The sequence below is a fragment of the Cupriavidus lacunae genome (genome assembly GCF_003353055.1).
Taxonomy (GTDB): domain Bacteria; phylum Pseudomonadota; class Gammaproteobacteria; order Burkholderiales; family Burkholderiaceae; genus Cupriavidus; species Cupriavidus lacunae.
Window position 1 is genome coordinate 1 of record NZ_QKWJ01000205.1, and the last position, 2353, is coordinate 2353.

General features: G+C 53.4%; 1 rRNA gene. It reads left to right on the forward strand.

Going from position 1 to position 2353, the window contains the following annotated elements:
* Nucleotides 1–2338: ribosomal RNA gene (locus DN412_RS42635) — 23S ribosomal RNA — on the forward strand; the annotation flags it as partial.
* Nucleotides 2339–2353: the final 15 nt, after the last annotated feature.

Consider the following 2353-nt stretch of genomic DNA (forward strand, 5'->3'; position numbering starts at 1 on the left):
AACGGGTGACGGCGTACCTTTTGTATAATGGGTCAGCGACTTACATTCAGTGGCAAGCTTAACCGATTAGGGAAGGCGTAGCGAAAGCGAGTCCGAACAGGGCGTTGAGTCGCTGGGTGTAGACCCGAAACCAGATGATCTATCCATGGCCAGGTTGAAGGTGCGGTAACACGTACTGGAGGACCGAACCCACTAACGTTGAAAAGTTAGGGGATGAGCTGTGGATAGGGGTGAAAGGCTAAACAAATCTGGAAATAGCTGGTTCTCTCCGAAAACTATTTAGGTAGTGCCTCGTGTGTCACCTTCGGGGGTAGAGCACTGTCATGGTTGGGGGGTCTATTGCTGATTACCCCGCCATAGCAAACTCCGAATACCGAAGAGTGCAATCACGGGAGACAGACATCGGGTGCTAACGTCCGGTGTCAAGAGGGAAACAACCCAGACCGCCAGCTAAGGTCCCCAAGATTGGCTAAGTGGGAAACGAAGTGGGAAGGCTAAAACAGTCAGGAGGTTGGCTTAGAAGCAGCCACCCTTTAAAGAAAGCGTAATAGCTCACTGATCGAGTCGTCCTGCGCGGAAGATGTAACGGGGCTAAGCCAGTCACCGAAGCTGCGGACGCACAGTAATGTGCGTGGTAGGAGAGCGTTCTGTAAGCCTGTGAAGGTGTCTTGTAAAGGATGCTGGAGGTATCAGAAGTGCGAATGCTGACATGAGTAGCGATAAAGGGGGTGAAAGGCCCCCTCGCCGTAAGCCCAAGGTTTCCTACGCAACGTTCATCGGCGTAGGGTGAGTCGGCCCCTAAGGCGAGGCAGAGATGCGTAGCTGATGGGAAGCAGGTTAATATTCCTGCACCGTCGTATGATGCGATGGGGGGACGGATCGCGGAAGGTTGTCCGGGTGTTGGAAGTCCCGGTCCCTGCATTGGAGAAGGCGCTTAGGCAAATCCGGGCGCGTAATTCAAGGATGTGGGGCGAGCGGCCTAGTGCTGCGAAGCAATTGGAAGTGGTTCCAAGAAAAGCCTCTAAGCTTCAGTCATACGAGACCGTACCGCAAACCGACACAGGTGGGCGAGATGAGTATTCTAAGGCGCTTGAGAGAACTCGGGAGAAGGAACTCGGCAAATTGGTACCGTAACTTCGGGATAAGGTACGCCCTGGTAGCTTGACTGGCCTGCGCCAGAAGGGTGACGGGGTTGCAATAAAATGGTGGCTGCGACTGTTTAATAAAAACACAGCACTCTGCAAACACGAAAGTGGACGTATAGGGTGTGACGCCTGCCCGGTGCCGGAAGATTAAATGATGGGGTGCAAGCTCTTGATTGAAGTCCCGGTAAACGGCGGCCGTAACTATAACGGTCCTAAGGTAGCGAAATTCCTTGTCGGGTAAGTTCCGACCTGCACGAATGGCGTAACGATGGCCACACTGTCTCCTCCCGAGACTCAGCGAAGTTGAAGTGTTTGTGATGATGCAATCTCCCCGCGGCTAGACGGAAAGACCCCATGAACCTTTACTGTAGCTTTGCATTGGACTTTGAACCGATCTGTGTAGGATAGGTGGGAGGCTTTGAAGCGTGGACGCTAGTTCACGTGGAGCCGTCCTTGAAATACCACCCTGGTTTGTTTGAGGTTCTAACCTTGACCCGTGAATCCGGGTCGGGGACAGTGCATGGTAGGCAGTTTGACTGGGGCGGTCTCCTCCCAAAGTGTAACGGAGGAGTTCGAAGGTACGCTTGGTACGGTCGGACATCGTACCTAAAGTGCAATGGCAAAAGCGTGCTTAACTGCGAGACCGACAAGTCGAGCAGGTGCGAAAGCAGGACATAGTGATCCGGTGGTTCTGAATGGAAGGGCCATCGCTCAACGGATAAAAGGTACTCTGGGGATAACAGGCTGATACCGCCCAAGAGTTCATATCGACGGCGGTGTTTGGCACCTCGATGTCGGCTCATCTCATCCTGGGGCTGTAGCCGGTCCCAAGGGTATGGCTGTTCGCCATTTAAAGAGGTACGTGAGCTGGGTTTAAAACGTCGTGAGACAGTTTGGTCCCTATCTGCCGTGGGCGTTGGAATCTTGACGGGGGCTGCTCCTAGTACGAGAGGACCGGAGTGGACGTACCGCTGGTGTACCTGTTGTCTCGCCAGAGGCATCGCAGGGTAGCTATGTACGGAAGAGATAACCGCTGAAAGCATCTAAGCGGGAAACTCGCCTGAAGATGAGGATTCCCTGGAGGCTTGACCTCCTTGAAGGGTCGTTCGAGACCAGGACGTTGATAGGCTGGGTGTGGAAGCGCAGTAATGCGTTAAGCTAACCAGTACTAATTGCCCGTAAGGCTTGATCCTATAACCAGTGTGTTT